A 25,144-nucleotide genomic window follows, 5' to 3' on the forward strand; every position below is an offset into this window, starting at 1 on the left:
TATGCATTTGGCACTGGATTGCCGTGACAGTCTCATCAAAGCGATGACACCATGCCTGACAAGCAAAAGTGGCATTTCCCAGGAAGACTTCCTAGGATTAAGCAGGGCAAAAAGGATAATAAAAGCAATGAATAGCATCAAATCCAAGCTCAGGCTCTGGCTGATGATAGGGGTAACGGTGATTGTGGCCATCACCGGACTGTTGTCGTACAAGCAAAACCGCAGTCAGGACGAAGAAGACTACCAGGCTCAGCGCGCATCGCTGCAAGCGCGTCTATCGCTGTCATTGCCACATGGTGTATGGCAGATGGATGACTCCTATACCCGCCTTACTCTGGATGCCGAGCTGGGCTGGAGTTCCGTACTTGCCATTCGCATCACCGGCGATGCCGGGCTGAATATCGGTCGAAGCCGCAATACCGACAACGCCACATTGCGTGATATGGCACCGGCAGAAAAGCCCAGCAGCGATGATGTGCTGAACATCCCCATCATCTACCAGAACCGGGAAAAGCTTGGAACTGCCACCGTCTATCTTTCCCGTAGCCAGCTGGAACACCGCCAGCGCATGCACTTGCTGGAAATCCTGGTGGAAATCCTGATTCTGGACGGTCTCATCTTCATTGTGATGACCTACAACCTGAACCGTTTTGTTTTTGATCCACTTAAGCGGCTGCAGGAAGCACTGAATCAGGCTGCCAGCAGCGACGATGCAAAATCATTGCGACTGGAACAGCAAACCCAGGATGAGTTCGGTGCGGTCACCCACAGTTTCAACCGCATTGTCGACCGTATCTCGGCCGATCTTGCCATGCGTACCAGTGCCGAGGCGCAAGCGCGCCAGGAACGGGACAATGCCGAGCAGGCGCTGCGCCAGTTGGTACAAACCCAACAGACCCTGGTTGAAACCGAAAAACTGGCCTCGCTGGGTAGCCTGGTTGCTGGCGTAGCCCACGAGATTAACACCCCGGTGGGAATTACCCTGACCACGGCCTCCCATCTTGCCACCACCACCCTGCATATCACCGAAAAACTGGACAACGGCGGCGTCAAGAAAAGTGACTTCCAGGCGTATCTGGATACGGCCAAGGAGTGTTGCGAACTGATACTGTCCAATGCCGAACGCGCAGCCAACCTGATTCACAGCTTCAAACAGGTGGCAGTCGACCAGACCAGCGAGCAGCGCCGCGACTTCCAGCTCAACGACTATCTCAATGAAATCGTCACCAGCCTGAAGCCACGCTTCAAGCGTTCACAAACCAGCATTTCCATCGACTGCGAAGACGACCTGCTGCTGGACAGCTACCCCGGAGCAGTATCACAGGTTGTCACCAATCTACTGGTCAATGCACTGGTGCACGGATTTGACGAAAAGCCCGGCGGCTCCATCCACATTCATGCAGAACGCTGCAGCAACAGCGAAATCCGCCTCAGCGTCAAGGATGATGGTAAAGGCATTCCCACCGAAAATCTCAACCGCGTCTTCGACCCCTTCTTCACCACCCGCCGCGGCAGCGGTGGCAGCGGACTGGGTCTGCATATCGTGTACAACATCATCCGGCAACGACTGGGCGGTACCATAGAAGTTCATAGCGAACCCGGCAAGGGCAGCACCTTTACCATCACCATGCCGTGTATTGCTCCGGAAATTCCGCACAAGGAGGCAAGGGAATGAGCCAGCAACAGGATAACGATGACAACTGGCTGCTGGAGGACGACCCTGCGGAACAGGAAAGCCAGCAACCACAGTATAAGCGTCCCTGGAAAATCCTGATCGTCGATGACGAACCCGATGTACACAGTGCCACGGCGCTGGCCATTCGCAACATCCGATACAAAGAACGCGGGCTGGAACTGCTCAGTGCCTACTCGGCGGCCGAAGCGCAGCAAATGCTGCTCAAACATGACCATATCGCACTGATTCTGCTGGATGTGGTGATGGAAACCGATGATGCCGGCCTGCGGCTGGTACGCCGCATCCGTGAAGAAATGCAGATAGGTACCACCCGCATCGTGCTGCGTACCGGCCAGCCCGGCCAGGCACCGGAGCAGGAGGTCATCCTCAATTACGATATCAACGACTACAAGACCAAGACCGAGCTGACGGTACAGAAGCTGTTCACTACCGTCATTGCCTCGCTACGCGCCTACGAGAACCTGATCACCATCGAGAAAAACCGCCAGGGACTGGCCAAGATTCTGGAAGGCGCCGCGGACCTATACCAAATGTTCTCGCTGAAAGAGTTCGCTTCCGGCGTACTCAAGCAGATCAGCGCGATTCTGGATGTCGGCACCGATGGCATACTATGCGTGGAAAGTACACCGGACATGACCGGCAGGCCGCTGCTGGAAATCCTGGCAGCAGCTGGTGCCTATGAAAGCCTGTTGGAAAAAGGCAGCCTGGACGACTACCCGGAGCTGGCCCAGGCCATTCGCCTAGCCTTGCAGGAAAAGCGCAATATCTACCAGCATCCCTACGATGTACTGTGCATCACTGCGCAAAACGGCAGGGAGTTTGCCGTCCACTTCACTCCGCCCTGGCCGCTGGACGATGTGGAACGCAATCTACTGGAGGTATTCTGCCAGCGCATTTCATCCGCTTACGACAATCTCTATCTCTACAACCAGCTGCGCCACTCCCAGGAAGCCACTGTGGTGGCCTTGGCCGCCCTGGCCGAATACCGTGACACCGATACCGGTGCTCATGTTCAGCGCGTACAGAAACTGACGCATGCCATTGCCGGTGAAATCCGCGACAACGGCCATTATCTGGAACTGCTGACCGCAGAATTCATGGACATGGTTGGCATGGCCAGCATTCTGCATGATGTGGGCAAGGTCGGCACGCCCGATCACATCCTGTTCAAGCCCGGCAAACTGGACCCGGATGAACGCCGCATCATGGAACAACATGCCAGCATCGGTGCACACATCCTGGCCAAATCCGCGCAGATGGTGGAAGGACAAAGCTATTTGTCGCTCGGTTCTGAAATTGCTGGCGGTCATCATGAACACTTCGATGGCAATGGCTATCCGCAAAAACTGCAGGGGCAGAACATTCCCCTGTCAGCGCGAATTGTGGCCGTTGTCGATGTCTTTGATGCCCTGCTCAACAAGCGCCCTTATAAAGAGCCATGGGAACTGTCCGAAACACTGGACTACATCCGTAGCCGCGCCGGTAGCCAGTTTGACCCGGTCGTGGTTACCGCCCTGTGTACTTTGGTGGAAGAAAAACGCCTGCCCTTCGAGCTGTAGCACCAGCCAGCACAAAAAAAGCCGCCCTGACAGACCAGGGCGGCTTTTTCAATGCATGGGCAACACTCAGGCAACGTAGAACATCACGCTGACAAACTGGCAAATGCTGCCGCCCATCACAAACAGATGCCAGATACCATGACCGTGACGGATTTTTTCGTCATTGAGAAACCAATAAATGCCTACGCTGTAGATCAGGCCGCCCAGCGCCAGCCAGAACAAGCCGCCCCACGACATGGCCGCAATCAGCGGCTGCATGGCAATCACCACCAGCCAACCCATTACCACATATAGAATCATCGACAGCAGACGAGTCCGCCGGCCCAGTGTCAGCTCCTGGACAATACCGAAAATGGCCAGCCCCCAGCTCAGACCAAACAGCGTCCAGCCCCAGGCTCCGCGCAACGTGACCAGACAATACGGCGTATAACTGCCTGCGATCAGAAGATAAATGGCTGAGTGGTCGCACTTCTGCAAAATTGCCTTAGCCCGCCCTTTTGCACTGTGGTACAGGGTGGAAACCAGATACAGCAGCACCAGTGTCGTGCCATACAGGCTGAAGCTGACGATCTTCCACGGGTCTCCCTGCTCGGCAGCCACATACACCAGGCTGATCAGCCCGGTGATTGCCAGCACGGTACCAATCAGGTGGGAAATGCCGTTAAAGCGCTCTCCGTAATACATGTATTTCTCTCTTCTCACTGCGACCATGTGATCCGGTCAGCGGCATCGCCGTATATCCGGACAGCTGCTTGGGCAGCACCCGCTTGCAGGCAGTTCCTGCAAGGCAATAGATAGTTTGCGGCAAAATCCGGCAAAACAAGTCATTGCAGCCGCCTTGGCAATAAGAAGCAGTATACAAAAACAAAGCGGGCCGTAGCCCGCTTTGTCACATCGGCAGCAAAAACTGTCGCTCAGACAGCCAGTGCCTTCAGCACATTGCCACGCACCACGTCAACCGGCTGAGTGCCGTCGATCTTGACGTATTTGGGTGCCTTGGCATCGCCACTGGCAGCGCGCTGGCCATAGAAGCCAACCAGAACCTCGGTCTGCTCGTGATACACCGCCAGACGTTTCTTCACGGTGTCTTCGTGGTCATCATCACGCTGGATCAGGTCTTCACCGGTTTCGTCATCCTTGCCAGCCACTTTCGGCGGGTTGAAGGTAATGTGGTAAGTACGGCCGGAAGCCAGATGCACACGGCGACCAGCCATGCGCTCAATGATAGCGGCATCAGGTACGTCGATTTCCACTACGAAGTCGATATCCACACCGGCAGCGATCATGGCCTCGGCTTGCGGAATAGTGCGCGGGAAACCATCAAACAGGAAACCCTTGGCACAGTCGTCCTGAGCAATACGCTCCTTCACCAGACCGATGATGATGTCATCGCGTACCAGACCACCTGCATCCATGATGGCCTTGGCTTCCAGACCCAGCGGCGTGCCGGCCTTGACGGCTGCACGCAGCATGTCGCCAGTGGAAATCTGCGGAATGCCGAATTCCTCGCGGATATAGTTTGCCTGGGTACCCTTGCCTGCGCCCGGAGCGCCCAACAGAATCAATCGCATAATTACTCCCGTCAGTTTGTATGTCGTTTATTGTGATTGGTGTTCATCGACCGTCTTGCATTGCGGCCTTGCCCGGCGCTCAGCATCCGGCCAGTACGGCACGCACCCGTTCCAGATCGGCCGGCGTATCCACACCGGCAGCGGGTGCTTCACGCACAGTGGCCACCATGATGGGGTAGCCATGCCACAACACGCGCAGCTGTTCCAGTGCTTCAAACTGCTCCAGAGGTGCCGGGCTCAATGCGCTGTAGGTCTGCAAAAAACCTGCCTGATAGGCATACATGCCGATGTGCCGCAGGACCGGTAGGTCGGCGGGCAGGACGCTTGTATCGTGTGCAAACGCGTCACGGGCATAGGGAATGGGCGCCCGGCTGAAATACAGGGCCCGCCCAGCATGGTCCAGCACCACCTTGACCACATTGGGGTTGAACATGTCTTGTGCGGCATGAAACGGGTGCGCTACCGTTGCCATTGGCACCCCGGTTTCAGCCATCAGTGCCGCCAGCTTGTCGATCAGGGCCGGGTCGATCAAGGGCTCATCGCCCTGTACATTCACCACCACCTGTTCGGCCGGCCATTGCATGCGCTGCGCCACTTCAGCCAGACGGTCGGTACCGCTGGCGTGATCTTCCCGCGTCATCACCGCTTCGATGCCATGCGCGGCACAGGCTTGCAGGATGTCGTGGTGATCCGTCGCCACCACCACCTGGCTTGCCTGGCTGCGGGCAGCCTGTTCGGCAACGCGCACCACCATGGGCTTGCCGGCCAGGTCGGCCAGCGGCTTGCCCGGCAAACGGCTGGACGCCATGCGTGCCGGAATGACGACGGAAAAACCGTTCATTTCACTTCTTCTTCCGCCGCCAGCTCACGGGCTTCGGTTTCCAGCATCATCGGGATGCCGTCCTTGATCGGGAAAGCCAGACGATCGCCCTTGCAGATCAGTTCCTGCCGGGTCTTGTCGAATACCAGCGGGCCCTTGCACAGCGGGCACACCAGGATGTCCAGAAATTTAGCGTCCATGTCGTATCTTCAATCGGGAAAGTAGCCAGCCGGCAAGGTCCGGCGTCAGCTGTGCCGCAACCGGCAGGACCCATAGTCTAGCACGCTGCGCCGCATCATGAATCACTCCCCGCAATTTCACCGCATCTTTGCTGGTGACGATGACGGGACTGTCGCCGTCAGGCAAATCGGCAGCGCTGAAAACATGATGATCGGGAAAATGCAGGCATTGCTGCAAGGTCAGGCCCTGCTGTTGCAAGGTTTGGAAAAAACGCTCCGGGTGGCCGATGCCAGCCAGCGCAATCACCGGCTGCCCGGCAAAATCATCTGGCGAGCAATAACGCTCAGGCTGCGCCAGCGATTGCAACATCCCGCACTGCAATTGCATGTCAAAACGCGGCAAGTCTGCCGGCAAGGGCAAGTCGGCACCATGACCATTGACCACAACGGCATCAACGCTGGCCAGGCGGCTGGCAGGCTCGCGCAAGGGGCCACCGGGCAACAGGTGTCCGTTACCCAGCCCGCGCCGCCCGTCCAGCACCACCAGCTCCAGCGTGCGGGCCAAACGATAATGCTGCAGGCCATCATCGGTCAGGATCAGCTGTGTTTCGGGGTACAGGCGCAACAAGTGCATGCCTGCGGCCACCCGGTCCCGGCCAACCACCACCGGCACGCCGCTGGCCGCCAGCAGCAAGGGTTCGTCGCCCACCACACTTGCAGAGCTATCAGCCGTGACCAGCATTGCTTGCCGATGGTTGCCACCATAGCCACGGCTGATCACGCCCACCCTGACGCCGCAGGCTTGCAGCTCGGCCAGCAGGCTGAGCGTCAACGGCGTCTTGCCTACACCACCGACATTGATATTGCCGATGACGACAACAGGAACCGGCAGTTGATGGCTGCGCCACACGCCGTGGCGATAAGCCAGCCGGCGTAAGGTGGACAATAGTGCAAATAGCCCTTCCAGCGGAGCCAGAAGGGCTGTCAGCCACCATACCGGTTGATACCAGTGGCGCTCGATACGCTGACTGATCCGGCTCACGGCGTGATGTTCTGCGTGGCAAAGGTCAACTGCGTCAAACCTGCTGCACGCGCCGCCTCCATGACACTGACCACCGACTGGTGCGTCGCCTTGGCATCTGCATTCACCACCACAACCGGGTCTTTCTTGCCTGCCGCCGCATCGCGCAGCTGCGCCTGCAGTGCTGCCTTGTCACCGGCAGCCAGTTTGCGTCCGTCAATTTCCATTTCACCGCTGGCCGCCACCGCCACCGTAATCGGTGCCGCTACCTGCTGGCTGGTTTCTCCCTGCGCACTGGGCAGGTTGATTTTCATCTCGGCAAATTTCGAATAGGTGGTGGTGACCATCAGGAAAATCAGAATCACCAACAGCAGGTCGATCATGGGAATGAAGTTGATTTCCGGCTCCTCGCGCTGCCGGCCGCGACGGAAATTCATGGCTGGCTACCATTCTGGCGTTCGCCATGCACCACTTCCACCAGCTTCACCGCCTGGGCCTCCATCTCCACCAGCAGGCCGTCCACGCGGGCGCGGAAGTGGCGATAGAACATCATGCTGGGAATGGCCACGATCAGGCCGAATGCCGTGTTGTAGAGCGCGATGGAAATACCATGCGCCAACTGCTGCGGGTTACTGGAACCGCCAGGAGCCTGGGAACCGAAGATTTCGATCATGCCGATCACGGTGCCCAGCAAACCCAGCAGCGGTGCCATGGCGGCGATGGTCCCCAAGGTATTGAGGAAACGCTCCAAATGATGAGCCACCACCCGACCTTCGTCTTCGATGGCATCTTTCATCACTTCACGGCTGCCGCTGACATTGCGCAGGCCGGCGGCAAACAGCTTGCCCAGCGGCGAATGGTTTTGCAGCAGTTGTAGTAATTCTGACGATGCGCCGGCACGGCGGAATTCAGCTACCGTCTGCGCCAGCAATCCTTCCGGTACGATCAGCGAGGCGCGCAAACTGAACAGACGCTCGAAGATGATGGCCAGCGAAATGACCGAGGCCAGAATGATGGTCCAGATCGGCCAGCCGGCCGCTTCAACAATTGACCACACGAAACATTCTCCAAAGCTATAGCTAAACGCTAAACTTTAGCGGTTGCCAGACTTCTCGGCAACCATGGCCCGCGATCTGAGCCCGGCAAAAAATGCCATTTCGCAAGTCTGTACAAGAATATTCGCTAAGTTTTGATTTTCTAAGGAAAATTTGATGACATCCACAGATGCTGTGGATAACTTTGTTGATAAGCTTGTGCACAGTCAAGCCAGACTCAGATCCAAAGCCCTTTCCACCTGATTGCCCTCATTTTGCACAACTCACTCAGGTATTTGTTTTTTAACATAATTTTATTCGGTATATAAACACTCTCTCCAGTTTTGTCTGACAATTTACTATCGACAAAAACCGGATATTTTTCTGTGGATGACTTGACAAGCATGAATTTCAATAGCAAGGCCAATGATGTCATCAGTGTTTCTTCCCTCAACCGCATGGTGCGAGATCTGCTGGAGTCAGGCTTGCCGCCGATGTGGATTGGCGGGGAAATATCCAACCTGACACTGGCAGCATCCGGCCATGCCTATTTCTCGCTCAAGGACGCAGGTGCGCAGATCCGCTGCGTCATGTTCCGCCACAAACTGTCCCTGCTACCGTTTCGCCTGGCAGAAGGCATGCAGGTGGAACTCAAAGGATTGGTGACGCTGTACGAGGCTCGGGGTGATTACCAGATCAACGTCGACACCATGCGCTCCGCCGGTCTGGGCCGCCTGTATGAAGCCTTCGAAAAGCTGAAGAACAAACTACAAGCGGAAGGCTTGTTCGATGCTGCACGCAAGCGCCCGCTCCCGACCCACCCCGCCGCCATAGGCATCGTCACATCCCCCGCGGCTGCAGCACTGCGCGACGTGGTCACTACGCTGGGGCGACGTATGCCCAGCATTCCGGTCATTCTTTACCCCGCCCAGGTACAGGGCGAAAGCGCTGCACGCCAGATTGCAACAGCCATCGAACAGGCGTCGGCAAGGCAGGAGGTTGAAGTACTGATCGTCTGCCGTGGCGGCGGCAGCATTGAAGACTTGTGGTCATTCAATGAGGAAATCGTCGCCCGCGCCGTAGCGGCATCCCGCATCCCCATTGTCAGCGGGGTTGGCCACGAAACCGACTTCACCATCTGCGATTTTGTTGCCGACCAACGCGCCCCCACACCCACGGCAGCGGCGGAGCTGGTTTCGCCCAGCCAGGAACAGTTGAGACAGCAGCTGGACCAAGGCAAACGCGGTCTGGAGCGCGCGCTGGGACGGCTGCTGGTCGATAAATCCCAGCGACTGGATTATCTGGCACGCCGACTTCACCATCCCGGTGACACCTTGCGGCGCCAGGCTCTGAGCCTGCAACAGGCAAAGGGTCGGCTGCAGCGCGGCCTGGACAGCCTGTTTGCCCGCCGCCGCTTCAGCCTGCAACTGGCAAACAGCCAGCTACAACGCCACCAACCGCAGCTGACACAACAACAAGAACAGCTCAGCCAGTTGGGTAGGCAGTTACAGCGAGCCATGCGCCAGACTCTGCAGCAAAGACAGCAATCCTTGCTGCAACATGGCAGCACGCTGGAAGCGATGAATCCGGAGGCGGTCCTAAGCAGGGGTTATGCCATCGTGCAAAAAAGCGATGGCCACGCGGTGAAATCCCCGCAAGAACTGCTCAATCAGGAAAGAGTACAGTTACGGCTGGCAGAAGGTGTAACCGAGGCCGTGATTGATCATCCACAAGGGGCACAGCCCGAGCTACCTTTCTGAAAGCAGGCAGCCAGGCCATGGCTTGACAGGGATTGGCTTTTTGTTGAGCATACAAATCAAACAACCGTTTGAATGATGCAACCATGAAGCCATCCCCACGCCTGCTCAAAACCCTGATCAATCTATGGCCTCCCTTTCTCGGGGCCGGCATCAAAGTTTGCCACATCGCATCCGACTGGAAGCAGATCGATGTCCGGCTGCGCCTGGGGCTGACCAACCGCAATTATGTCGGGGTGCATTTTGGCGGCAGCCTGTACTCCATGACCGATCCGTTTTTCATGCTGATGCTGATGCAGTCGCTAGGACGCGACTACGTGGTGTGGGACAAGGCAGGTGCAATCGAATATCACAAGCCGGGCAAGGGCGTGGTGAGCGCCTGCTTCAGCCTGCAGGAAAACCAGCTGCAGGACATCCGACAACGCACCGCCGGTGGGGAGAAATACTTGCCGGAGCTGAAAGTGGATATCCGCGACGAAACCGGCGACATCGTAGCCACCGTGAACAAAACCTTGTATGTAAGACGTAAAAAAGGCCGCTGAGCGGCCTTTTTTGATAGGTAACTGCCAACAGAAAGGTCAGTCGACAAAACCACAGAATACTTCGCGCATCATCTTCAGTACTTCCAGCGTCCGGATATCGCCAACGCGGTAATAAACCCGATTGGCATCTTTGCGCGTCCGGAGAACCCCTTTGTCCCGCATGATCGCCAGATGCTGGGAGATGTTGCTCTGCGAGGTTCCCACCTGCTCCACAATGTCCTGCACACTGACTTCCTGGTCGCCCAGTACCGAGATAATCTTCAAGCGCAACGGATGTGACATCGCCTTCATTGCCCGCGAGGACTGTTCGATCTGGTCATCGTTGAACAGCAAGCTCTGCTCCTAAGTAGTTTGCAATGCGTATTTATATTGGTTTGACTACGGTACAATACTAACTAAAAAAATCAATACCATCAAGAATTTCTAATATTCTGATTGTGGACATCATGACAGCTATCACACCCGTTTTACTCCTTATTCTCGACGGCTTCGGACACCGGCTGGAAGGTGACGACAATGCCATCCTGCATGCCAGCACCCCCACCTGGGACGCTCTGAAACAGCGATATCCCTACGGCGTGATCAATGCCTCAGAAGGCTATGTCGGCCTGCCCAAGGGACAGTTCGGCAATTCTGAAGTGGGTCACCTGAATATCGGCGCAGGTCGGATTGTCCAACAGGATATCAGCCGTATCGACTGCGATATTGACGAAAACCGTTTCGACCAGAACCCGGTACTGCAGCAGGCCATCCAGCAAGCAACAGGCTCGGCACTGCATGTAATGGGACTACTGTCCGATGGCGGTGTCCACAGCCACGAAAATCATATCTTCGCATTGATCCGTGCAGCCCAGGCCGCCGGCGTGCCGCATATTTACGTGCATGCTTTCCTGGATGGCCGCGACACGCCACCGCGCAGCGCTGAAACCTATCTCAAGCGCCTGGATGAAGTGCTGGCAAGCTGCCCGTCTGCCCGTCTGGTTTCGGTTACCGGTCGTTACTGGGCCATGGACCGCGACAAGCGCTGGGAACGTGTTGAGCCGGCCTATCGCCTGCTGGTGGAAGGTGAAGGCCTGTACCATGCCGACAGCGGCCTGCAGGCACTGGCCGCAGCCTATGCGCGTGATGAGAATGACGAATTCGTTGCCGCAACCGGCATTGGCGCAGCCGTAAAGATGCAGGATGGTGACGTAGCCATATTCATGAATTTCCGTGCTGACCGCGCACGCCAGCTCAGCAGCGCGCTGACCGACCCGGCCTTCAATGGCTTCTGCGCCCGCCAACCCAAACTGGCCGCCTTTGTCACCCTGACTTCATACGGCGAGGCTTACAGCAACCCGGTTGCCTATGCGCCGCAAAAAATCAGCAACGGTTTTGGCGAATATCTGGCCAGCCTGGGGCTGACCCAGCTGCGCATTGCCGAAACCGAGAAATACCCGCACGTCACCTATTTCTTCAACGGTGGCGAGGAGCAGGTTTACCCTGGTGAAGACCGCATCCTGGTGCCCTCCCCCAAGGTGGCCACCTACGACCTGCAGCCGGAAATGAATGCGCCGCAGGTGACTGACCACATCGTCGAAGCCATTGCTTCCGGCAAGTACCAAGCCATCATCTGCAACTATGCCAATGGCGACATGGTGGGCCATACCGGCAAGTTTGATGCCGCAGTCAAGGCGGTAGAAACGCTGGATGCCTGCGTCAAGCGCTGTGTAGAAGCCATGCGAGACGCTGGTGGTGAAGTGCTGATCACTGCCGATCATGGCAATTGCGAACAGATGTACGATGCCGCACATCACCAGCCGCATACCCAGCACACCCTGGACAAGGTGCCCTTCCTGTATGTTGGCCGCAAGGCTCACATCAAGGATGGCGGCGCACTGCGTGATATCGCGCCGTCCCTGCTGGCCATGATGGGCCTGCCCCAGCCGGCAGAAATGACCGGTCGCTCACTAATCGACTTCGAGTAAGCGCTCACGCCGGCCTGCAACACAGGCCGGCAATGTAGCTGCCCAGCCTGCTGCGGCCTGTTATCATGCTGGCAACAGGTGTAATCCGAAGCGAAGATGGAATGAAACCGATATTGCTGCTAGCCCTGCTGGCTGGCGCGGCCCAGGCCGCCCCCTCCCCCGCCTCCCCGCCCTTGTCCACTGCTCCACAGCAACAGAACCTGCAATCGGTCCGCAAGGAAATCGACAGTCTGAAAAAAGACCTGGCGCAGAAGCAGGTAGTGCAGCAGGAAGCCAAATCCGCAATTCAGGAATCGGAACAGGCCATTGCCCAAACCAGTCAGGCCATTGCCAAACTGGAAAACAAGCAGAACAACTCCGCACAGCAACTAGCCGAACTGCGCCATCAAGTACAGGCAACCGCACACAAACTGGCAGAAACCCGCCAGCGCGTAGCGCAGATGCTGGCCAGGCAGTACAAGAATGGCGACCATGACGCCATGAAACTGATGCTTAATGCCGACGATCCGAACCAGACCTCGCGCGACATGGTGTATTACCAGCATATTGCCAAGGCACAGCAGCAAATGGTGACGCAGCTGATCAGCCACCAACATGAGCTTGAAGCGCTAACCTTCCAACTGGAACAAGAACTGGCACGGCTGGATGCCTTGTCCAGCCACAAAAATCGGGAAAAGAACGCCTTACTGAACAATAAGTCCAGCAAGCAAGCGCAACTGAGCAAACTATCCGGCGAAATCCAGGCTGGACAAAGCCGGCTAGGCAAGCTGCAGGAAGATGAAAAACGGCTGACCAACCTGATTGCCCAGATCAACCAGGAAATCGAACGCCGCCGTCAGGAAGCCATCCGCAAGGCCGCCGAAGAACGCAAGGCACGCCAGGCTGCGGCACTCGCAGCGAAAAAGGAAAACGAACGTCGGCGCAAGCTGGCTGAAAATGCCCGTAAGCAAGGCAAGCCAGTGCCAGAGGTCGCCAAGAAATCCGTACCGGTACCGCAAGAAAAGCCGGTGGATGATGTCGCAGACAGCAGTGCTGCCGGCAAAGCATTTACCAGTCTGCAGGGCCGCATGAAGATGCCGGTATCCGGACAGCTGGCAGGGCGCTTTGGTAGCGCACGTAGCGAGGGCACATCCTGGAAAGGTGTTTTCATCAAGACTGCCCCCGGCCAGCCAGTGCATGCAGTGGCAGACGGCAACGTGGTGTATGCTGATGCGCTGCGCGGATTCGGCAATGCCGTGATCGTGGATCATGGCGGTAATTACCTGACGGTGTACACCGGCCTGTCATCCATCGGCAAGGGCGTGGGCAGCACAGTGAAAGCCGGCGAAACACTTGGCAACACTGGCGCACTGGACAGCGGCGAATCCGGCCTGTACTTTGAAATCCGGCATATGGGACGACCTCTCAACCCGCAAACCTGGGTACGTTAAGCCACCCGCGGTATCGGAGACCAACACACAACATGACTAGTCATCGCATGAAAAAAATTGCCTGGCTCGCCGCTGGCGCACTGGCCGGCGGAGCCCTTACCCTCAGCGTGCAGGCTTTTGCCGGCAAAGAACCTACTACACTGCCGCTGAATGAGTTGCGTACTTTTGCTGAAGTATTCGGTCGCATCAAGCAGGATTATGTCGACCCGGTCGATGACAAAAAGCTGATCACCGAGGCCATCAAGGGCATGCTCAGCGGGCTGGACCCGCACTCCGACTACATGGATGCCGATGCCTTCAAGGAATTGCGTGAAGGCACCCAGGGTGAGTTTGGCGGCCTCGGCATCGAAATCGGTGCCGAAGACGGGCTGGTCAAGGTGGTCTCCCCGATCGAAGACACCCCGGCGCAGAAAGCCGGCATCAAGAGCGGCGACCTGATCATCAAGATCGATGACACCCCGGTGCGAGGCCTGTCGCTCAACGATGCCGTCAAGCGCATGCGTGGCAAACCCGGCAGCAAGGTAACGCTCACCATTGCCCGCAAGAACGAAACCAAGCCGCTGGTCTTTGCCATCACCCGCGCCATCATCAAGACCAAGAGCGTGAAGTCCAAATTACTGGAACCGGGTTATGGCTATGTGCGCATCACCCAGTTCCAGGAGCACACCACCGAAAACCTGGCCGAAGCCGTGGCCAGCATGACCAAGCAGAACAAGCAGCCGCTCAAGGGCCTGGTGCTGGACCTGCGTGACGACCCGGGTGGCCTGCTGACGAGCGCCGTTGGGGTATCCGCCGCCTTCCTGCCCAAGGACGCGCTGGTGGTGTACACCGAAGGCCGCACCGCCGATGCCAAGATGAAGCTGACTGCCTCGGCGCAGAACTATGGCCGCCCAGGCATGCCGGACCCGCTGTCGGTACTGCCGCAGGAAACCCACAAGGTACCGCTGGTGGTGCTGGTAAACGGCGGCTCGGCCTCGGCATCCGAAATTGTTGCCGGTGCCCTGCAGGATCACAAGCGTGCAGTACTGGTAGGCACCCAAACCTTTGGCAAGGGCTCGGTACAGTCCATCCTGCCGCTGGGCAGCGCTGGCGGTATCAAGCTGACCACTGCCCGTTACTTCACGCCAAGTGGCCGCTCGATCCAGGCCAAGGGCATCGTGCCAGACGTGGTGGTGGAAGACGCTACCGTGACCGCTGCCGACCAAGCACTGCGCGTGCGTGAAGCGGATCTGGAAAACCATCTGGCCAATCCGAATGGTGATGAAACACCATCCAAATCGGCCAAGCCCGCCAAACCGGCCGTAGCACCTGTGATCAAACAGGAAGCGCCGAAACCGCAGGAAGACAAGAACGCCAGTCCGGAAAATCCGCGCGAGCCGAATCCGAAACAGGATTACCAGCTGTCCCAGGGCCTGAACATCCTCAAGGTTCAGCAAATCCTGATCAAACAAGGCAATTGATACCAGCCACAACAGCCACCCTGCCCCGTGCAGTGGTGGCTGTTTTCATTTCCACTCCCTCCCAGACCAGCGGCAAAAGCCCTGCCCTTCCCGCCCTATTCCTGCTAGGCTTGTCGCTTCCGAAGTCCTTATCTGGCGGGAGCCTATCCAATAATGCTGAACCGGGAATTTGTCCTCTCCTTCCGTGAAGCCGCCCCCTACATCAATACCTTCCGCGGTAAAACCTTCGTGCTGGCAGTCAGCGGCGAAGCCGTGATGGAAGGCGGTTTTCATAATCTGTCGCAGGATATCAACCTGCTGGTCAGTCTGGGCGTACGCGTGGTGCTGGTACATGGCATCCGTCCCCAGATCGAAGCCCTGCTCAAGCGCTTCGGCCTGAACCGGCTGTTCCACCGCGACCGACGAGTGACCGATGCCAGCACCATGGAGATCGTCAAGCAGGCCTGTGGTGCTACCCGCCACGGCATCGAAGCGCAGCTGTCGATGGGCATGCCCAACTCACCCATGTTCGGCTCGCACTTGCGCGTGGCCGGCGGCAACTTCATCACCGCCCAACCGCTAGGCGTGCTGGATGGCGTGGACATGCAGTACACCGGCCAGGTACGCCGCATCGACGTGGACGGCATCAATACCCGGCTAGCTGCGGGTGAACTGGTACTGCTGTCCCCGGTGGGCTATTCAGTCACCGGCGAAGCCTTCAACCTCACCATGGAAGAAATGGCCGCCCAGCTGGCCTCGGCCCTGAAGGCCGAGAAACTGATTTTCGTGATTGAAGGGCGCGGCGTCACCAACGAGCTGGGCCAGTTTGTCAGCTCGCTTACCGCGCAGCAGGCTGAAGACCTGCTGCAGGCCGGCCATCTGCAACGCGATGTCACCGCCTACCTGCCCTATGCCATCAAGGCCACGCGCGACGGCATTCCGCGTGCGCATCTGGTCAGCCATCATGAGGATGGCTCCTTGCTGGCCGAGCTGTTTACCAATGGCGGCACCGGCACCATGATTGCCCGCGATGCGCTGGTCAAGGTACGCAATGCCAATGTGGATGATATCGGCGCCATCCTGAACCTGATCCGCCCGCTGGAGGAACAGGGCATTCTGGTCAAGCGCAGCCGCGAGCATCTGGAAATGGAAATCTCCCAGTATTCGGTGCTGGAACATGATGGCAAGATCTACGGCTGTGTAGCCATGCATGTGTTCCCCGAGGCGGGCATGGCCGAGCTGGCCTGCCTGGCCGTGGCACCGGAACGGCGTGAAGGCCGCTTTGGCGAAACCCTGCTCAAGCACGTGGAATACCAGGCCCGCACCCGTGGCCTGAAAGCGCTGTTCGTGCTAACCACTCAGACCGCGCACTGGTTTGTCGAGCGCGGCTTTGCCGAAGCCGGACGCGGCCAGCTGCCACAGGCCCGACAGGCCTTCTACAATAACCAGCGTCGCTCCAAGATATTCGTCAAGCCGCTGTAAAACAATCCCTGCCACATCGGCGGCATGGTTGGAAGGGCGTCATGGTTGTGACACAATACTGAAGTATATTCAGTTCAATTTTTGCAAGGATTAGCAATGGCCAGAAACGTCAATTGCATCAAGCTGGGTCGCGAGGCCGAAGGTCTGGACTTTCCGCCCCTGCCGGGCGAGCTTGGCAAGCGTGTATATGAAAATGTCTCCAAGGAAGCCTGGCAAGGCTGGCTGCGTTATCAGACCATGCTGATCAACGAAAACCGCCTGAGCCTGGCCGATGCGCGTGCCCGCCAGTATCTGGCAGCACAGCTGGATGCCTACTTCTTCGGTCAGGGTGCCGATGCACCGGCTGGCTACACGCCACCGCAGCAGTAATTGTTTCAAGCCCTCCTGCGCGAGGGCTTTTTTGTCTCCACACCTCATCACCATTGGCGCAAAACCGTATGTCACAAAGCCACGAGTTGCTGCTTAACCGTGAACTGGGCCTGATCGAATTCAACCGCAGAGTATTGGCCCAAGCTGAAGACCCTAGCCTGCCACTGCTCGAACGCCTGAAATACCTGTGCATCGTCTCCTCCAATCTGGACGAGTTCTTTGAAGTGCGCATGGCCTGGCTGAAAGAAACTGCCCAGTTGACACCGGGACGCATTCTGGCCGATGGCTCCACGCCCGCCCAGATCATGGCGCGCATTTCGTCTGCCTCGCACGAGCTGGTACGCCAGCAATACGCGGTGATGAGTGATGTATTGTTTCCGGCACTACGTGAAGAAGACATCATCTTCCTGCGCCGTAACGAATGGACCGAACAGCAACAGGAATGGGTGCATGATTTCTTCAGCAACGAGCTGATGCCCATCCTCACGCCCATCGGGCTGGACCCGTCCCACCCCTTCCCCAAGGTGCTGAACAAGTCGCTCAACTTTGCCGTGGAGCTGGAAGGACGCGATGCCTTTGGCCGCCAGTCCGACATCGCCATCGTGCAGGCACCGCGCATTCTGCCGCGCGTGATCAAGGTGCCGCCGGAAGTGTGCAGCGGCCACCCGCATACCTTTGTTTTCCTGTCCTCCATCCTGCACTCACATGTCCATGAGCTGTTCCTGGGCATGACGGTAAAGGGCTGCTACCAGTTCCGCGTTACCCGCGACAGCGAGCTGACGGTGGAAGACGAAGACCTGAAAAACCTGCGCACGGCATTGCAAGGTGAATTGAACCAGCGCCAGTTTGGCGATGCAGTACGGCTGGAGATTGCCGACACCTGCCCGCCACACATGGAAGAATTCCTGCTCACCCAGTTCAACCTGAAAAAGCAGGATGTCTACCGCGTCAACGGCCCGGTCAACCTCGTGCGGCTGATGCAGGTGCCGGATCTGGTGGACCGCCCGGATTTGAAATTCCCGCCCTTCGTGCCCTCGCTGCCAGACCAGTTGGGCAAGAAGCAGCCGCTGTTCGAAGCCATCCGCAAGGGTGACATCCTGCTGCACCACCCCTTCCAGAGCTTCCAGCCTGTCATCGACATGCTGAACCTGGCCGCGACCGACCCGCAGGTGGTTGCCATCAAGATGACGGTATACCGCACCGGTACCGACTCGGTACTGATGGAGTCGCTGATTGCCGCCGCCCGTGCCGGCAAGCAGGTAACGGTGGTACTGGAACTGATGGCCCGCTTTGACGAAGAAGCCAACATCAGCTGGGCCAGCCATCTGGAAGATGCCGGCGCGCACGTGGTATACGGGGTATTCGGCTACAAGGTACACGCCAAGATGCTGATGGTGATCCGCCGCGAGGACAAGCGCCTGCGCCGCTATGTGCATCTGGGTACCGGCAACTATCACCCGCGCACAGCCCGCTTCTATACCGACCTTGGCCTGCTCACCTGCAATGAAGACATCGCCAGCGATGTAAATGACATCTTCGTACAGCTCACCGGCCTGGGCCGTGCCAGCCAGCTCAAGCAGCTGTACCAGAGTCCGTTTACCCTGCATGGCCTGCTGATCGACTCCATCGAGCGGGAAATCGAGCACGCCCAGCAAGGTCGCCCGGCACAGATCATCGCCAAAATGAACGCCCTGCTGGAACCACAGGTGATCCACGCGCTCTACCGCGCCAGCCAGGCCGGGGTGAAGATCCAGCTGATCATACGCGGGGTATGCGCCCTGCGCCCGGGCGTACCGGGGCTGTCAGACAACATCACCGTCCGCTCGGTGGTGGGCCGCTTCCTGGAACACCCACGCGTCTATTACTTCTATAACGACAAGCAGGAAGACCTGTATATCGCCAGTGCAGACTGGATGGGGCGCAACCTGTTCCGCCGCATTGAAACCTGCTCGCCCATTCTCGACCCCAAGGTCAAACGCCGGGTAATCAAAGAAGCATTGCGCCTGTACCTGGAAGACAATGTCAACGCCTGGGAGATGCAGCCCGATGGCAGCTACAAGCGTCGCTCCAGCCGTGGCAAGGAACGCTGCGCCCAGAACCTGCTGCTGGAAGAATACGCCCGTTAATCATCCACACCCTGCATGACAAGGCCAGACGGCCATCTGGTGGAACTTCCACCCGGTGGCCGTTTTCCTATGCAGCAGTCACTCGCAAAGGAAAACGTCTTGGAAACCCTGTTTGTCTTGCTGTCCATCGTCCTGATCGTGCTGGGTGTGGCCGGCACGCTGTTTCCGGCTCTCCCCGGCCTCCCGCTGATGATGGGTGGCTTTCTGCTACTGGCCTGGACTGATCAGTTCCGGCATCTGGGCAGCACCGCACTGCTGATCATGGCCGTGCTAACGGTAGTGGGCCTGGCCATCGATTTTGTCGCCGGCCTGCTGGGGGCCCGCATAACCGGGGCCAGCAAGCAGGCGTTGTGGGGAGCCTTCATCGGCAGCATTACCGGTCTGTTTCTAGGGCTGCCCGGCGTGATCCTGGGGCCGCTGCTAGGTGCAGCCATCGGCGAACTGCTGGCACGGCGCGATGCCTGGCAGGCCGGGCGTGTCGGCCTTGGCACACTGGCCGGTTTCCTGATCGGCACCGTGGCCAAGCTCGGCTGTGCCTTTGCCATGCTAGCTACTGCACTCTTTGCCTGGTTCTGGTAATCCGCTGCTGGCAGATGGTCAGCTCAGCGCAGCCCGCCCGCTTTTGGTAGAATCTTCCGCTTAACGATTATCTTCAGCAGGGTTCCTCATGGCTCAATATGTAATGTCCATGCTCCGCGTGAGCAAAGTGGTGCCACCCAAGCGCCAGATCATCAAGGACATCTCCCTGTCCTTCTTCCCGGGTGCCAAAATCGGCCTGCTGGGCCTGAACGGTTCGGGTAAATCCACCGTGCTGCGCATCATGGCCAATGTGGACAAGGAATACGACGGTGAAGTGCAGCATCTGCCGGGCGTGAAAATCGGCTACCTGCCACAGGAACCACAGCTGGACCCGGAAAAATCCGTGCGCGAAGAAGTGGAAAGCGGCATGGGTGATGTGATGGGCGCGCAAAAGCGTCTGGAAGAAGTGTATGCCGCCTACGCCGAAGAAGATGCCGACTTCGACGCCCTGGCCGAAGAACAGGCCAAGCTGGAAGCCATCATCTCCGCCGGTGCCGGAGACAACGTACAACTGCAGCTGGAACTGGCCGCCGATGCACTGCGCCTGCCGCCGTGGGACGCCAAGATCGGCCCGCTGTCCGGTGGCGAAAAACGCCGTGTAGCGCTGTGCAAGCTGCTGCTGTCCAAACCGGACATGCTGCTGCTGGACGAACCCACCAACCACCTGGATGCCGAATCGGTGGAGTGGCTGGAACAATTCCTGGTGCGCTTCCCCGGCACCGTGGTGGCCGTTACCCACGACCGCTACTTCCTCGACAACGCTGCCGAATGGATTCTGGAACTGGACCGTGGCGAAGGCATCCCGTGGAAGGGCAACTATTCCAGCTGGCTGGAACAGAAGGAAGAGCGCCTGGAGAAGGAAGCCAAGAGCGAAGGCGCGCGCATGAAGGCGATGAAGCAGGAACTCGAATGGGTACGCCAGAACCCCAAGGGCCGCCAGGCCAAGTCCAAGGCGCGTATCGCCCGCTTCGAGGAACTGTCCAGCTACGAAACCCAGAAGCGCAACGAGACCCAGGAAATCTTCATCCCTGTAGCCGAGCGCCTGGGTAATGAAGTAATCGAATTCGACGGCGTATCCAAGGGTTTTGGCGACCGCCTGCTGATCGACAACCTGTCGTTCAAGGCACCGGCTGGTGCCATCGTCGGCATCATCGGCCCTAACGGTGCCGGTAAATCGACGCTGTTCAAGATGATTGCCGGCAAGGAGCAGCCGGATAGCGGTACGGTGAAGATCGGCCAGACCGTGCAGATGGCCTTTGTCGAGCAGAGCCGTGAAGGTCTGGAAGACGACAAGACCGTGTTCGACGACGTGTCCGGTGGTGCCGACCTGCTGACCGTGGGCCGCTTTGAAATGTCCAGCCGTGCGTATCTGGGCCGTTTCAACTTCAAGGGTGCCGACCAGCAGAAGAAGGTAGGCATGCTGTCCGGTGGTGAGCGTGGCCGTCTGCATCTGGCCAAGACCCTGCTCAAGGGCGGCAACGTGTTGCTGCTGGACGAACCGTCCAATGACCTGGACGTGGAAACCCTGCGTGCGCTGGAAGATGCGCTGCTGGAATTTGCCGGCACCGTGTTCGTGATTTCCCACGACCGCTGGTTCCTGGACCGTATCGCCACCCACATCCTGGCGGCGGAAGGCGAATCGCAATGGACATTCTTTGACGGCAACTATCAGGAATACGAAGCCGACAAGAAAAAACGCCTGGGCGAAGAAGGTGCCAAACCCAAGCGTATCCGCTACAAGCCGATCACCCGCTGATCAAGCTATGGCAAAACAAAACCCCCGCCGTGCGGGGGTTTTGTCATTGACCGGGTAGCGCGTTCAGGACAACTGGCTGTGTGATCCATCGCACAAGGGTTTGCCTTCACTCAGCTTGCAACCACAGAAGTACACCAGCCCGCTTTTATCCGCCACATACTCCACCGGACTGAAACAGGACCCGGCATGGCTACCATCACAAAACGGCTGTTTTTCGCTCTGACCACACGCACACCACCAATAGTGCTTGCCGGCCTCAACTTCGACTGCGTAAGGAAAACTCTGCGGTGAAAACGGTTGCTCAGCCATTGCACACTCCTTGCAAAACGACATCCGGGGCTTTTAGCTTAGAAGGCCATCCGCACGAAAGCCAGGCCTCTCCCCGTCCCCTGTCATGCCGATGTTAGAATGGCCGACATGCAATCTCTTCTACGCCTTTGCTGCCTGCTTCTGCTGCTTAGCGCCTGCACTGCGCTGCCAGACTATCCTCCTGCGCCAGCAGGGTTTTATCGCGTCCGCCCCGGCGATACCTTGTACCGCATTGCGCTGAACCATCATCAGAGCGTTGGCAATCTGGTGGCATGGAACAAGCTGCCAGATCCGGCCAGCATCAATGCCGGCCAGTTGCTGCGCATCAGCCCTGCCAATACCGGCCAGCCTAAACCAACAGCAAGTAGCACAGGTAAAACGCAAGCACCAGCGACAACCCGCCCCGCCTCTGCCGTCATTGCCTTGCAATGGCCGGTACGCGGAACGCTGCTAGGCAAATTCAACGGTAGCAGCAACAAGGGCATCGATATTGCAGGCAAAGCCGGCGATCCGGTACGCGCCGCTGCCAGCGGCACCGTTGCCTATGCCGGCAAGGGCATACGTGCCTATGGCAATCTGCTCATCATCAAGCACGGCAATGATTACCTGACGGCGTATGCCCACAACCAGACCTTGCTGGTAAAGGAAGGACAAACCGTGCAGGCCGGCCAGCAGATTGCCACTCTTGGCCATTCCGGCAGCAGCCACGACATGCTGCATTTCGAGCTGCGCCGCCAGGGCAAGGCCATCGATCCGCTATCCGCCCTGCCTGCTCAATAACCACGTACCCGCTGCACCAGTCCCTGCGGCGGCAAGCCTTGCTGCAGGGACTGCAGATTGGCTGCAATCTGCGCCACAGCGGAAGTCACTAATGTCATGGCAGCAATATGCGGTGTTACCAGCACCGCAGGATGGCTCCATAGCGGATGCACAGACTCCAGCGGCTCCACTTCAAAGACATCCAGCATGGCAAAGCGCAGCTGACCACTGTCCAGCAGTCCGAGCAGAGCCGCTTCATCAAGCTGCTCGCCGCGCCCGGCATTGATCAGGGCAGCACCACGCGGCAACAGCGACAGCATGCGACCATCCAGCAGGCCACGTGTGGCAGGCGTGGCCGGCAGCAGGTTGACCAGAATATCCGTACGCGCAAGCAAGGCTGGCAGACCAGCTTCGCCGACAAAATCCTCCACGCCCGGCAACTGCCGGCCGCTGCGACTCCAGCCGGCAACCGCATAGCCCATGGCCGCCAGAGACTGCGCCACGCGCCCGCCAATCTCACCCAGGCCAAGTACCCCGATGCGCGTCTGTGCCGCAGTAGCGGCAGCCACCGGCTGCCACTGCCGCTGTGCTTGCTGACGACGGTATTGCCCCATGTGACGCTGCACATGCAATACCCCGTATAACACATATTCCAGCATCTGCTGCGCCATGCCGGCATCAGTCAGCCGGATTACCGGCACCGCTGGATCCAGATCATCCCGCTTCAGGATGCGGTCCACACCTGCACCCAGCACGAACACCGCTTGCAGATTAACCATGCCGCAAAAGAAACCGGCTGGTGGATTCCACACCACTGCATGCTCCACCCGGCTGGCGACAATCTCCTCGGGCCAGCAGGCCAGCGCCTTACCCGGCAAAGCCTGCTGCAAGGCTTCCCGATACGCAGCCATATCCTGCGGTGTATAGAGGTAAATCATCGGACTCTCCCAAAGGTAGCGATATCAAGCGTGCTGATCATGCATTGTAAATAATCACCACCGGCCAAGGCAGATTTTCCTGCGCAAAAGCAAGGTGGGTAGCTTTGCTACGCACGCAATGATTGCCCTGGCCCACGCATTGGGCCAAGATCACGGCTTGGCTTTCCGGAAGCAAACCCGCATGACCCGCTATCTGTACCCATTCCTGCTGCTGGCAACACTTAGCGCCTGCAGCACCCAGCCTGTTACTCCGTCGGGCAGCCTGCCCAGCTCTCCTGTCCTTCCCGCATCCGAAGCAGTATCCGCACCTTCGGTAGCGCCACCGGTAGTGCTACCTCCCGTCGTCGGTACCCTGCCTCCGCCCGTCACACCGCCAGTCAAACCAGTCGTCCTGAGCGAGAGTCAGGGGCGCAACTTGCTGGAGCGCCTGCTGCCACCACATATTGGTGACCGCCAGGGTTGGAGCAAGGACATCATCTCGGCTTTCACCGCGCTGAAAATTCCGTACCGGGCTGATAACTTCTGCGCCGTAGCAGCGGTGATCGAGCAGGAATCCAGCTGGCAGGGCGACCCGACCGTGCCCAATCTGCCGGCCATTGTCTGGGGCAAGATTGGCGAGCGGGCCAACAAATACCTGGTACCGCTACCGGTAGTGAAAGCTGCGCTGCTCAAAACCTCGCCCAATGGCAAAAGCTATAAGGCGCGCATAGATAATCTGCGTACCGAGCGTGAAATGAACCTGCTGTTCGAAGATATGGCGGCAGAGGCCAGCAAGCTGGGGCTACCAATGAATATGAAAAACCCCATTCGTACCGGTGGACCGATGCAGGTGAGCGTGGAGTTTGCCGAAGCCCATGTCAAAATCTGGCCCTACCCCTACCAGACTGGCAACAGCATCCGCAACGACGTATTCACACGCCGTGGCGGCATCTACTTCGGTACGGCCATCCTGCTGCAATACCCGGCACCCTATCAGGACATGCGCTACCGCTTTGCCGACTTCAATGCCGGCCGCTACAGCAGCCGCAATGCCGCCTTCCAGGCCGCCGTCAGCCAATTGTCAGGCCGCAAGCTGGCACTGGATGGTGACTTGCTCAGTTACACCGGCAAACAGGCCACGGGCAGCACCTACCAAGCCTTGCTGACCTTGCGCAGTCGGCTGGAAATGAGTCAGGGAGAACTGGAACGGGACCTGCAGCAAGAGAAAAATAGCAACTTTGCCCAGAGCGAGCTGTACCGCAAACTGTTTGCGCTAGCCGACCGCAAGGCTGGTAAGCCAGCACCACGCGAACGCATGCCACAGATCGACCTGCATAGCCCCAAGATCAGCCGCAAACTGACCACGCAATGGTTTGCTGACAAGGTGAACACCCGTTATCAGAGCTGCATGGCCAGACAATAAGCTACAGAAACGGCAATGCCGGCAGTAGCCGGCATATTGCCCGCCATCGATGGCGGGAGCACAAGAACGAAAAAGCCCAGTCTTGCGACTGGGCTTTTTCTTGAATCCTGGCGTCCCCACGGGGAATCGAACCCCGGCTACCGCCGTGAAAGGGCGGTGTTCTAACCGCTAAACTATAGGGACTTTGGTGCACCCGGAGCGATTCGAACGCCCGACCCTTTGGTTCGTAGCCAAATACTCTATCCAACTGAGCTACGGGTGCAGATTCTGGCGGAGAAAGAGGGATTCGAACCCTCGATACAGGTTTAAGCCCGTATGCTTCCTTAGCAGGGAAGTGCCTTCGACCACTCGGCCATTTCTCCGTTCAGAGAGCGCCATATTAAGCAAGGCGGCGCCCTCTGTCAAGCAT

General features: G+C 58.2%; 24 protein-coding genes and 3 tRNA genes. 14 read left to right on the forward strand and 13 right to left on the reverse strand.

What is annotated here, in order from left to right:
- The first annotated feature begins 127 nt into the window (after positions 1-127).
- Entirely contained in the window at positions 128-1,675 is a 1,548-nt protein-coding gene (locus GSR16_RS16330) for a sensor histidine kinase (RefSeq protein WP_159879230.1), read from the forward strand.
- Positions 1,672-3,255, forward strand: a complete 1,584-nt coding sequence (locus GSR16_RS16335) for a DUF3369 domain-containing protein (protein ID WP_159879232.1) — start codon at positions 1,672-1,674, stop codon at positions 3,253-3,255. The genes GSR16_RS16330 and GSR16_RS16335 overlap by 4 nt, the downstream gene beginning before the upstream one ends.
- Positions 3,256-3,321: 66 nt before the next feature.
- Here the strand turns inward: GSR16_RS16335 and trhA are convergent, their stop codons facing one another.
- The 7 genes from trhA to GSR16_RS16370 all read right to left on the reverse strand — a co-directional run bounded on the left by trhA (position 3,322) and on the right by GSR16_RS16370 (position 7,903).
- Positions 3,322-3,939 carry a PAQR family membrane homeostasis protein TrhA gene (gene trhA / locus GSR16_RS16340; RefSeq protein WP_159879234.1) on the reverse strand — a complete coding sequence of 206 codons (618 nt, stop codon included), beginning with the start codon at positions 3,937-3,939 and terminating at the stop codon, positions 3,322-3,324.
- Between the two features lie 230 nt (positions 3,940-4,169).
- A complete protein-coding gene (gene adk / locus GSR16_RS16345) occupies positions 4,170-4,826 on the reverse strand; it encodes an adenylate kinase (protein WP_159879236.1) in 657 nt (218 codons plus the stop codon).
- A gap of 79 nt (positions 4,827-4,905) precedes the next feature.
- The gene (kdsB, locus tag GSR16_RS16350; RefSeq protein WP_159879238.1) at positions 4,906-5,667 is read right to left on the reverse strand and encodes a 3-deoxy-manno-octulosonate cytidylyltransferase; all 762 of its coding nucleotides are present in this window, start codon (positions 5,665-5,667) and stop codon (positions 4,906-4,908) included.
- The gene (locus tag GSR16_RS16355; RefSeq protein ID WP_159879240.1) at positions 5,664-5,846 is read right to left on the reverse strand and encodes a Trm112 family protein; all 183 of its coding nucleotides are present in this window, start codon (positions 5,844-5,846) and stop codon (positions 5,664-5,666) included. Before GSR16_RS16355 ends, kdsB begins: the two co-directional genes overlap by 4 nt.
- Positions 5,836-6,867, reverse strand: a complete 1,032-nt coding sequence (lpxK, locus tag GSR16_RS16360) for a tetraacyldisaccharide 4'-kinase (RefSeq protein WP_240902522.1) — start codon at positions 6,865-6,867, stop codon at positions 5,836-5,838. Before lpxK ends, GSR16_RS16355 begins: the two co-directional genes overlap by 11 nt.
- The gene (locus GSR16_RS16365; protein WP_159879242.1) at positions 6,864-7,283 is read right to left on the reverse strand and encodes an ExbD/TolR family protein; all 420 of its coding nucleotides are present in this window, start codon (positions 7,281-7,283) and stop codon (positions 6,864-6,866) included. Before GSR16_RS16365 ends, lpxK begins: the two co-directional genes overlap by 4 nt.
- Positions 7,280-7,903 (reverse strand): MotA/TolQ/ExbB proton channel family protein, encoded by a 624-nt coding sequence (locus tag GSR16_RS16370; protein ID WP_159879244.1) that lies wholly within the window; start codon positions 7,901-7,903, stop codon positions 7,280-7,282. The genes GSR16_RS16365 and GSR16_RS16370 overlap by 4 nt, the downstream gene beginning before the upstream one ends.
- Before the next feature lie 381 nt (positions 7,904-8,284).
- On the opposite strand from GSR16_RS16370, the gene xseA reads away from it, so the two are divergent.
- Positions 8,285-9,640, forward strand: a complete 1,356-nt coding sequence (xseA, locus tag GSR16_RS16375) for an exodeoxyribonuclease VII large subunit (protein WP_159879246.1) — start codon at positions 8,285-8,287, stop codon at positions 9,638-9,640.
- 83 nt (positions 9,641-9,723) lie between these two features.
- Positions 9,724-10,179: a DUF4442 domain-containing protein gene (locus GSR16_RS16380; RefSeq protein WP_159879248.1), complete on the forward strand. Its 456-nt coding sequence runs from the start codon at positions 9,724-9,726 to the stop codon at positions 10,177-10,179.
- A gap of 36 nt (positions 10,180-10,215) precedes the next feature.
- Here the strand turns inward: GSR16_RS16380 and GSR16_RS16385 are convergent, their stop codons facing one another.
- Complete coding sequence (locus tag GSR16_RS16385; RefSeq protein WP_045845528.1) at positions 10,216-10,512, reverse strand: ArsR/SmtB family transcription factor; 297 nt, start codon at positions 10,510-10,512, stop codon at positions 10,216-10,218.
- Between the two features lie 113 nt (positions 10,513-10,625).
- Here GSR16_RS16385 and gpmI point away from each other — a divergent pair, with 113 nt between their 5' ends.
- The 8 genes from gpmI (at position 10,626) to ettA (ending at position 21,327) form a co-directional block, all read left to right on the forward strand.
- The gene (gene gpmI / locus GSR16_RS16390) at positions 10,626-12,146 is read left to right on the forward strand and encodes a 2,3-bisphosphoglycerate-independent phosphoglycerate mutase (protein ID WP_159879250.1); all 1,521 of its coding nucleotides are present in this window, start codon (positions 10,626-10,628) and stop codon (positions 12,144-12,146) included.
- A gap of 101 nt (positions 12,147-12,247) precedes the next feature.
- Positions 12,248-13,576, forward strand: a complete 1,329-nt coding sequence (locus GSR16_RS16395) for a murein hydrolase activator EnvC family protein (protein WP_159879252.1) — start codon at positions 12,248-12,250, stop codon at positions 13,574-13,576.
- A gap of 47 nt (positions 13,577-13,623) precedes the next feature.
- Entirely contained in the window at positions 13,624-15,036 is a 1,413-nt protein-coding gene (locus tag GSR16_RS16400) for a S41 family peptidase (protein WP_159880880.1), read from the forward strand.
- Positions 15,037-15,189: 153 nt separating this feature from the next.
- Positions 15,190-16,497 (forward strand): amino-acid N-acetyltransferase, encoded by a 1,308-nt coding sequence (gene argA / locus GSR16_RS16405; RefSeq protein WP_159879254.1) that lies wholly within the window; start codon positions 15,190-15,192, stop codon positions 16,495-16,497.
- A gap of 96 nt (positions 16,498-16,593) precedes the next feature.
- A complete protein-coding gene (locus GSR16_RS16410; protein ID WP_045845523.1) occupies positions 16,594-16,866 on the forward strand; it encodes an oxidative damage protection protein in 273 nt (90 codons plus the stop codon).
- A gap of 68 nt (positions 16,867-16,934) precedes the next feature.
- Positions 16,935-18,992 (forward strand): polyphosphate kinase 1, encoded by a 2,058-nt coding sequence (gene ppk1 / locus GSR16_RS16415; RefSeq protein WP_159879256.1) that lies wholly within the window; start codon positions 16,935-16,937, stop codon positions 18,990-18,992.
- 99 nt (positions 18,993-19,091) lie between these two features.
- Positions 19,092-19,571 (forward strand): DUF456 domain-containing protein, encoded by a 480-nt coding sequence (locus GSR16_RS16420; protein WP_159879258.1) that lies wholly within the window; start codon positions 19,092-19,094, stop codon positions 19,569-19,571.
- 88 nt (positions 19,572-19,659) lie between these two features.
- On the forward strand, positions 19,660-21,327 hold the full coding sequence (gene ettA / locus GSR16_RS16425; RefSeq protein ID WP_159879260.1) for an energy-dependent translational throttle protein EttA: 1,668 nt from the start codon (positions 19,660-19,662) through the stop codon (positions 21,325-21,327).
- 63 nt (positions 21,328-21,390) lie between these two features.
- On the opposite strand, the gene GSR16_RS21505 is transcribed toward ettA, so the two are convergent.
- On the reverse strand, positions 21,391-21,660 hold the full coding sequence (locus GSR16_RS21505) for a CDGSH iron-sulfur domain-containing protein (protein ID WP_420837513.1): 270 nt from the start codon (positions 21,658-21,660) through the stop codon (positions 21,391-21,393).
- Positions 21,661-21,744: 84 nt separating this feature from the next.
- On the opposite strand from GSR16_RS21505, the gene GSR16_RS16435 reads away from it, so the two are divergent.
- Positions 21,745-22,416 (forward strand): peptidoglycan DD-metalloendopeptidase family protein, encoded by a 672-nt coding sequence (locus tag GSR16_RS16435; protein ID WP_159879264.1) that lies wholly within the window; start codon positions 21,745-21,747, stop codon positions 22,414-22,416.
- On the opposite strand, the gene GSR16_RS16440 is transcribed toward GSR16_RS16435, so the two are convergent.
- The gene (locus tag GSR16_RS16440; protein ID WP_159879266.1) at positions 22,410-23,333 is read right to left on the reverse strand and encodes a 2-hydroxyacid dehydrogenase; all 924 of its coding nucleotides are present in this window, start codon (positions 23,331-23,333) and stop codon (positions 22,410-22,412) included. The genes GSR16_RS16435 and GSR16_RS16440 overlap by 7 nt on opposite strands.
- Before the next feature lie 181 nt (positions 23,334-23,514).
- On the opposite strand from GSR16_RS16440, the gene GSR16_RS16445 reads away from it, so the two are divergent.
- Entirely contained in the window at positions 23,515-24,735 is a 1,221-nt protein-coding gene (locus GSR16_RS16445; protein ID WP_159879268.1) for a DUF1615 domain-containing protein, read from the forward strand.
- A 108-nt stretch (positions 24,736-24,843) separates the two neighbouring features.
- Here GSR16_RS16445 and GSR16_RS16450 read toward each other — a convergent pair.
- The 3 genes from GSR16_RS16450 to GSR16_RS16460 form a co-directional block, all read right to left on the reverse strand.
- Positions 24,844-24,918, reverse strand: a tRNA-Glu gene (locus GSR16_RS16450).
- A gap of 2 nt (positions 24,919-24,920) precedes the next feature.
- A tRNA-Arg gene (locus GSR16_RS16455) sits at positions 24,921-24,997 on the reverse strand.
- Positions 24,998-25,003: 6 nt separating this feature from the next.
- Positions 25,004-25,097: transfer RNA gene (locus GSR16_RS16460), tRNA-Ser, on the reverse strand.
- Positions 25,098-25,144: the final 47 nt, after the last annotated feature.

The sequence above is a fragment of the Aquitalea denitrificans genome (assembly GCF_009856625.1).
GTDB classification, from domain to species: Bacteria; Pseudomonadota; Gammaproteobacteria; order Burkholderiales; family Chromobacteriaceae; genus Aquitalea; species Aquitalea denitrificans.